Genomic DNA, 6,212 nt, shown 5'->3' with positions numbered 1-6,212 from the left:
CCCTGGGTAATGCACAACAGTGGTGTTTTAACTCTTTTTTGCGATCGATACGGGTTATCTGAAGAGTTCAAAGAGGTCTATCTGGCCAGATATTCGCAGTCGATATCGTTTATCGATGAGGTCATCTCACAACAGCATAAAAAACCTCTTTGTGACTTTTATATATCGTATCTCGCCCTAAACGAGCTTTTTTCTGCCATAAGAGATGAACTACGGACGATAATCCTTTTCAAAAACGGCCTGCCCATCTCCCGCTGGCGTGACGGGAGAAATTTCCCTGAGATTCCTGATGAATGTACGGAAGCTATCTATGCAAAGATCCAGAGTACGTTCGATGTATTGTTTGAAAATGGCGCAATCGTGCCACTTTCAGATGAGCCTGGAGAGAACGGAGATAACTTCTCCGAGATATTCGCGTGGCTGATCTTCAGCAGTAAGGGGATTGAAACCCAGGATGCAATTCTGTTAACAACTGCCATCCTTGTCCGGGCAGAGTGTTTTGTCACCAAAGATGACAAACTGCGCAGAGAAGTTAGAGATACTCTTAAACAGAGGTATAATATCGAGTTGCTTCAGCCGGGATCTGCGTTGAGCAGATTAAGAAGCATGAGGAAAAGAGGAAGCTTCTATACAAAGCACCTCTCCTACCGCTAACCATAGGCCTGCGGTTTTGGGTGCAAAGACACGCCAGGGCTCTAACCCGCGACAGTCATGGTGACCCGGGCTCGCGCAAGGCGCGAAGAGAAGGAAGTCGTTAGGCGTAACGGTAAAAATGGCTGCGTTCCCCTACCGCCGCCGCACCAGGTAGCCCGCCAGCCCTGCCGCGAGGGCAGCCGCCGCCGGGAGAGCGGGTCCTGCCGCGGTCGGCGTGGGGGTCGTCGTCACCGTCGTCGTCGACGGCGTGGTGGCGGCCGGGGTCACCGTCGGTGTCGGGGTCACCGCCGCCGCCTCGACGACGGTGAAGGTGGTGCTTGCGGTGGCGTCGCCCTCGACCCACTCCACGGTCACGCTGTACTCCCCGGGCTCGAACCCGGTCGTGTCCACGTCAAACGACCAGGAGTTCGCGGTGTCGTCCCCCTCCTCTACGACGGCCGTCCCCGACGTCCCTCCCTGCACCGAGGCGTTCCCCGGGCCGAACCCGATCGGCGTCACCGTAACGAGCAGGCGGTTGCCGGGGGCGAGGTTCGTCGTCCCGCCGATGGTGACCGTCTCGTTGGCGGCGACGGTCCCGATCTCGCCGATGCCCGTCTGCTGTGCGGCGGCCGTACCGCAGATGCATGCCGCGAGCACGAGCGCGGCCGCGATTCCGGCAAATCTTCTGAGACTCATGCCTCCTTTCACCTCACTCCCTTCTTCCTGCACGGCAGGATAAGAAGTTACCCGGGCCCGGCCGTCCGGCCGGGCATTCCTCTTTACGGGAATACCCCGTCTGTTCTCTCTCCCCTGCGGCGCCGGCCTGTTCCTTCTCCTCAAGCCCGCTTCCTGACCACCCTGCGCCGGGGCAAGCTACTTACCTTCGGCCCCCGTAGCGGGGTGAGACGGAGGAAGTTGTTTGGTAGAGATGCAGCGCGTGCCTGGAGTCGACCGCGGCAGAGTGGTGCTTTACGCCCTGAGCACCTGCGGGTGGTGTGCCCGGACAAAGGAACTTCTCACCGACCTCGGCGTCGGGTTCTCGTACGTCTATGTGGATCTGCTTGCAGGCGAGGAGCGCGATCGCGTGGTCCGGGAGGTCGAACGCTGGAACCCCCGGGTCTCGTTTCCGACGGTCGTCATCGACGAGGCGAAGGTGATCGTGGGGTTCAGGGAAGAGGAGATCCGGGAGGCGGTCGGTGCCCGGCATAGTGAGTGACGGCGAGGTGGACCGGCTCATGCGCGACCTCGAAGCCGAGGCGGAGGCCGGCGGATACCACCTCAATCCCGACCGGGGGTTCACCCGCGATCTCGTCAGGGGTCTGCTTGCGAACCGGGAGCGTTACGGCTACATCTCCTGCCCCTGCAGGCTTGCTTCGGGAGACCGGGACGACGACCTCGACATCATCTGTCCCTGCGACTACCGGGACCCCGATCTCGCCGATTACGGGGCCTGCTACTGCGCGCTCTACGTCACCGCCGATGTGGAGAGCGGGAAGCGTGCCGCTGCCCCCGTCCCGGAACGCCGGCCGGGGCCTGCGGAGCGCGATCGGCAGAAAGAGGAGCGCGTTGCGGCGGGCCGCGCACCGGGAACCCTGAAGTATCCGGTCTGGCGGTGCCGGGTCTGCGGCTACCTCTGCGCCCGGAACGAGCCGCCCGAGACCTGCCCCATCTGCCGGGTCTCCCGCGACCGGTTCGAGCGGTTCATGTGAGCCGGGCAGGGCAGGCGTAGAACGCGGGTACCGCGCTCCCGGATGACCGGGGCCGGAGCGCGACCCCGATACCCGCGCCGCCGCTCCCGGTCCGAATTACCGCCCATCTCGTGATGGCCGCATGTCCCGCTGCGGAGAGATGATGCTTTTTGGATTTTCTGCCGTGCAAACCCCGCGCGGCGGCGCGCCGTGCGGTGAAATCCGATCAGATGCATTCTTCCCCCTCCCCCCGGCCCCCTCACCCGGCCGAAGGAGGAGATGAACCGCGCTATACCGGAAAAAACCTCACGTGACCGCCGGGCGATCCAGAGGTGTCATATATCGGACAGGGTGATTATCCTGTATGCCGAGCGTGCGGATCAATGACGGAGACCTCCCTTCCGGTTCCGGCGTGGAGGGGGGGCGGAAGAAGAAGCCCGACGAGACCCCGACCCCTGATCGCCGGGAGCCCGAACGGGAGTCTGCGAAGAAGGAAGAAAGCCGCGGGAAGCCCCGGCGGGGACAGCCCCTCTTCGGAGATGGCGACGACGCCGATATCTTCTACACGAAGACGAAGTAGTTCATTTCAGCACCCGGATGTCCCCGGAGGAGGCCACCACCACCTCCCGTTTCCCGCGATAGGTCTGAACGACCCCGTACAGCGTTACGTTCTCGTTTTCGTGCAGTTCGAGCCCGGCGACCACGTTCTCCGGCAGGAAGACCGCGGTGCCGTTGACGGTGAGGATCAGGTGTCCGCCGGTCGAAGTCGTCCTGATCTCTTCGATGCTTCCCTCGAGGAGAACCAGCGCCCCGTCCGGGACCTCCTGTGAATACGGCTCCGCCACCAGCGATCGTCCGACGGCGTCGAAGAGGACGTGTGCCGCAAGCACGATCCCGACGACGCATACGAGGGCGGCAAGTGCCGTTTTCTCCTGCCGTTCCAGCATGGTAAATCCTATCGACTCCCGGGCTAATAACTTCCGTCAGTTTGATATGTTAACAGTGTTAACTACCCTGTATGGATGATGTGAACCTTCCCCCCTCCTCGAGAAAGATCCTCCTCCTGCTCGAGGACGGGGGTGCCCTGACCCACAAGGAGCTCGTCCGCCTCAGCAGTCTTGCCCCTCGCACCGTCCGCTATGCGTTAAAGCGACTCAAGGATAACGACATGATCGTGGAGAAGTTTAACTTCAGGGATGCCCGGCAGATCCTCTACGAGTACAAAGACTCCCAGATGGTGTCTGCGCAATGACCGAGCCTTTCTCCTGCGACATTATGCGGTGCGACACCCTCGCGCGAAGGCTGCTCCCTCAGATGCGCGCCGAGATGGTCTACCGCCTGGTGAACGAGCGCGGGATCAGCCAGAGTGAGGCCTCAAAGCGCCTCGGAATCAGCAGGGCAGCGATATCCCAGTACATGAGCCGGAAGCGCGGATTTAACCGGGAAGACCTTCCCGAAAACCTGGAATCGGTCATTGAGAGATGGGTTTCTGCCGTCGCCTCGGGCGAAGGGACGATAACCATCTGCGACGTCTGCCGCTCCGCCGATCTTTCCAACGAACGGTGAGGTATCAGGTGCGCTTCCGCCGGTAGAGGTAGAGCCCCGTCAGCGCGGCGAGTATACATGCCGCCGCCGCTATTTTGAGCCGGTCGGTTCCCGGAGCGCCGCTCGCTTTACTCCTGTTCGAAGCGTCCCAGTCGTCATTGAAGACAGCCAGGTAATACGCGGCGATCTCCGGATGCTCGACGATCACGCCCGCTTCGCGGTTGAACGCCGGTGAGTTGGCGTTCCAGTTGATGCTGCTGACGAGCACCGCCCGGCCGTCGACGATGACGCCCTTGTTGTGGATCTTCGCCAGGTTGTTCGCTTCGAGGTCGGCGAGCCGGGCCTCGAGCGGCAGCCCTTCGGCCGCGGCAAGCCGGTTGATGAGTTCGACCATCTCGTCGTTGTCGGCGTCGCCCTCCGTGTTGAACCAGGCGGCGTCGAGGAGCACCCGCACCGCAACGCCCCGCCGGGAGGCGTCGATCGCGGCCGCGAGATAGGGGTTGAAGTCACAGGCGGTCTCGTTCGTGATGTAGGCCTGCTCGATCGCGATGCTCTCCTCTGCCCCCTCGATCAGTTCGAGGATGAGGACGCTCGTATCCGGGGATACGACCGGCGTCACCCGCGCCCCCTCCGCGCGGCAGGGAGCGAACTCGATCTCATAGTCGGGTGCCCAGGGCGTGTAGAGTTCGGCCGCCGTGCCCTCGAGCGGGACGATGTCGCCGCCCGCCGCATCGAAGAGGAAGACCTCGCGGAAGTAGGCCGTGAGTTCGGGGTCTTTCAGGAGGACCCCCCACCCGCGGTTGCCCTGCAGCCCCGCCGCCGGGTAGCCGCCGGGCTTGAAGTTCTCGCTCCCGACGAGGACGGTGCTTCCGTCGATGACGAGATACTTGGCGTGGTCGTAGCGGTATTTTGCGTGGGCGGCATCGGTCGTCGTCATCGAGAGAACCGGGATGCCGCTCCGGTTGAGGGCGCCCGCGACGGCGCGCCCCTCCGGCGAGACGCCGCCCACCGGACCGCCCTCGAGGAGGACGGTCACGGCTACGCCTCTATCAAGGGCGCAGATGAGGTCGTTTGCCATCTTTTCGTCGGTGAACTCGTAGACATTCACCAGGATCTCGCACTCCGCCTCCGTGACGGCCGCCGCGAAGACCTCGTAGGAGCAGTCCGGGGCGACGAACGCGGTCACCGCGACGCCCTCGAACGTTTGGGGCTTGAGGCGGGACTGACCGATAGAGAGCGGGCGCGGGTCCCAGACGCCGTCCTCGAAGTAGTGAATCTGCCTTCCCGGGGACGGACGTCGCCGGGCCAGGCGATCTGCTGGACGAGGGTGGTTCCCCGGTAGAGGAGGAGTTCGTCCGCCCGGTTTGCCATCAGGAGGTTCCCGTTCGGGATCACGTCCGGCACGGCCGGCGTCCGCGCCTCGATCTCGAAGTCGGGGAGGTGGCCGTGCGATTGCTCGAACGCGGGCCCGCTCCTCGCGACCGTCAGCCGTCCGCCGATCCGCGTTCCGGGCGGGAACCGGTAGCCGCCCTCACCGTCCGAGAGGACGTAGCCGTCGAGGATCCCCGTTCCTCGAGCACCAGGTACTCGTCGGGGTCGCCGGAGAGGTAGGGGTCCGGGCAGAACTCGACGATCTGGATACCCCCGGCCGTGCCGGCAAGGAGGCAGAGGAGCAGGACGGCGGCGGCGATCCGGCGCATACGCAGGGTTATGTCTTCTCCGGTTTAATAGCAGAGCGATATGACTTTGCCCGCATCCCCGCTGGTCGTCAAGGTGGGCGGAAGCCTCTTCAACCGGGTCGTCCCCCTGCTCGACATCTTCAGGGAGGCCGGACGCCCGGTGCTGATCGTGCCCGGCGGCGGGAAGTTCGCCGACCTCGTCCGACGGCTCGACGTCTCCGAGGACGCCGCCCACTGGATGGCGATCGCCGGCATGGAGCAGTTTGCGTGGTACATCGCCTCGCACGGCATCCCGGCAACCTCCGCCCTCGCGCCTCCCGCGGAGGCGACGGTCCTCCTCCCCTACTGCGCTCTCCGCGAGATCGATCCCCTCCCCCACACCTGGAACGTCACCTCCGACACCATCGCCGCCTGGGTCGCCCGCGAACTCTCGGCCGACCTGCTTCTCCTGAAATCGGTCGACGGCATCCACCACCGCCGGAGGCTCCTCGCACGCGTCGAGGATCCCTCGCTCGTCTCCGACGATGTCGATCCCGCGTTCATCCGGTTTGTCTTCGATCACGACCTCCGGGCCCGGGTGGTCAACGGCAGGCACGGCGATCGCGTCCGCGGTGCGCTCCGTGACGAGCCGGTCGTCGGGACTCTCGTCGATCCGAGATTTTAATTG

Annotated in this window: 12 protein-coding genes; 7 read left to right on the top strand and 5 right to left on the bottom strand. The window is 63.7% G+C overall.

All coding sequences use genetic code 11. The features are described 5' to 3' along the window. Positions 1–654 (top strand): hypothetical protein (locus tag EI28_RS14365; protein WP_231476583.1); only part of this gene is annotated, 654 nt, incomplete at its 5' end. A gap of 132 nt (positions 655–786) precedes the next feature. On the opposite strand, the gene EI28_RS04355 is transcribed toward EI28_RS14365, so the two are convergent. Continuing rightward, complete coding sequence (locus EI28_RS04355) at positions 787–1,329, bottom strand: hypothetical protein (protein WP_155937246.1); 543 nt, start codon at positions 1,327–1,329, stop codon at positions 787–789. Positions 1,330–1,561: 232 nt separating this feature from the next. Between EI28_RS04355 and EI28_RS04350 the strand changes: the two genes are divergently transcribed. From EI28_RS04350 to EI28_RS04340, 3 genes are all read left to right on the top strand, one after another. Then, positions 1,562–1,849: a glutaredoxin family protein gene (locus EI28_RS04350; RefSeq protein ID WP_048112962.1), complete on the top strand. Its 288-nt coding sequence runs from the start codon at positions 1,562–1,564 to the stop codon at positions 1,847–1,849. Beyond that, the gene (locus EI28_RS04345) at positions 1,830–2,342 is read left to right on the top strand and encodes a ferredoxin-thioredoxin reductase catalytic domain-containing protein (protein ID WP_369792248.1); all 513 of its coding nucleotides are present in this window, start codon (positions 1,830–1,832) and stop codon (positions 2,340–2,342) included. The genes EI28_RS04350 and EI28_RS04345 overlap by 20 nt, the downstream gene beginning before the upstream one ends. A gap of 343 nt (positions 2,343–2,685) precedes the next feature. Further along, complete coding sequence (locus tag EI28_RS04340; RefSeq protein ID WP_048112960.1) at positions 2,686–2,901, top strand: hypothetical protein; 216 nt, start codon at positions 2,686–2,688, stop codon at positions 2,899–2,901. Position 2,902: 1 nt separating this feature from the next. Here the strand turns inward: EI28_RS04340 and EI28_RS04335 are convergent, their stop codons facing one another. Continuing rightward, positions 2,903–3,268, bottom strand: a complete 366-nt coding sequence (locus EI28_RS04335) for a hypothetical protein (protein ID WP_048112959.1) — start codon at positions 3,266–3,268, stop codon at positions 2,903–2,905. 71 nt (positions 3,269–3,339) lie between these two features. Here EI28_RS04335 and EI28_RS04330 point away from each other — a divergent pair, with 71 nt between their 5' ends. After that, positions 3,340–3,573, top strand: a complete 234-nt coding sequence (locus EI28_RS04330) for a winged helix-turn-helix domain-containing protein (protein WP_048112957.1) — start codon at positions 3,340–3,342, stop codon at positions 3,571–3,573. After that, entirely contained in the window at positions 3,570–3,887 is a 318-nt protein-coding gene (locus EI28_RS04325) for a transcriptional regulator (RefSeq protein WP_048112955.1), read from the top strand. Before EI28_RS04330 ends, EI28_RS04325 begins: the two co-directional genes overlap by 4 nt. 4 nt (positions 3,888–3,891) lie before the next feature. Here EI28_RS04325 and EI28_RS04320 read toward each other — a convergent pair whose 3' ends face one another. From EI28_RS04320 to EI28_RS15410, 3 genes are all read right to left on the bottom strand, one after another. Further along, the gene (locus EI28_RS04320; RefSeq protein WP_369792247.1) at positions 3,892–5,052 is read right to left on the bottom strand and encodes a phospholipase D-like domain-containing protein; all 1,161 of its coding nucleotides are present in this window, start codon (positions 5,050–5,052) and stop codon (positions 3,892–3,894) included. Continuing rightward, positions 5,049–5,270, bottom strand: coding sequence for a hypothetical protein (locus EI28_RS15415; protein WP_369792246.1), 222 nt, complete (start codon positions 5,268–5,270; stop codon positions 5,049–5,051). The genes EI28_RS04320 and EI28_RS15415 overlap by 4 nt, the downstream gene beginning before the upstream one ends. Before the next feature lie 80 nt (positions 5,271–5,350). Beyond that, entirely contained in the window at positions 5,351–5,566 is a 216-nt protein-coding gene (locus EI28_RS15410; RefSeq protein ID WP_369792245.1) for a hypothetical protein, read from the bottom strand. Between the two features lie 40 nt (positions 5,567–5,606). Between EI28_RS15410 and EI28_RS04315 the strand changes: the two genes are divergently transcribed. Next, entirely contained in the window at positions 5,607–6,209 is a 603-nt protein-coding gene (locus tag EI28_RS04315) for a uridylate kinase (protein WP_048112953.1), read from the top strand. Positions 6,210–6,212: the final 3 nt, after the last annotated feature.

It is taken from the genome of Methanoculleus sp. MH98A (genome assembly GCF_000691865.1).
In the GTDB taxonomy this organism is placed as follows: Archaea; Halobacteriota; Methanomicrobia; order Methanomicrobiales; family Methanoculleaceae; genus Methanoculleus.
The sequence above is the reverse complement of the archived record's forward strand: the minus strand, read 5'-3'. Positions and strand labels throughout refer to the sequence as shown.

Coding starts and splice junctions, on each gene's coding strand:
- EI28_RS04355 (WP_155937246.1), bottom strand. CDS start 1,329: ATGAGTCTCAGAAGATTTGCCGGAATCGCGGCCGCGCTCGTGCTCGCG.
- EI28_RS04350 (WP_048112962.1), top strand. CDS start 1,562: ATGCAGCGCGTGCCTGGAGTCGACCGCGGCAGAGTGGTGCTTTACGCC.
- EI28_RS15410 (WP_369792245.1), bottom strand. CDS start 5,566: ATGCGCCGGATCGCCGCCGCCGTCCTGCTCCTCTGCCTCCTTGCCGGC.
- EI28_RS04325 (WP_048112955.1), top strand. CDS start 3,570: ATGACCGAGCCTTTCTCCTGCGACATTATGCGGTGCGACACCCTCGCG.
- EI28_RS04335 (WP_048112959.1), bottom strand. CDS start 3,268: ATGCTGGAACGGCAGGAGAAAACGGCACTTGCCGCCCTCGTATGCGTC.
- EI28_RS04315 (WP_048112953.1), top strand. CDS start 5,607: ATGACTTTGCCCGCATCCCCGCTGGTCGTCAAGGTGGGCGGAAGCCTC.
- EI28_RS04340 (WP_048112960.1), top strand. CDS start 2,686: ATGCCGAGCGTGCGGATCAATGACGGAGACCTCCCTTCCGGTTCCGGC.
- EI28_RS04330 (WP_048112957.1), top strand. CDS start 3,340: ATGGATGATGTGAACCTTCCCCCCTCCTCGAGAAAGATCCTCCTCCTG.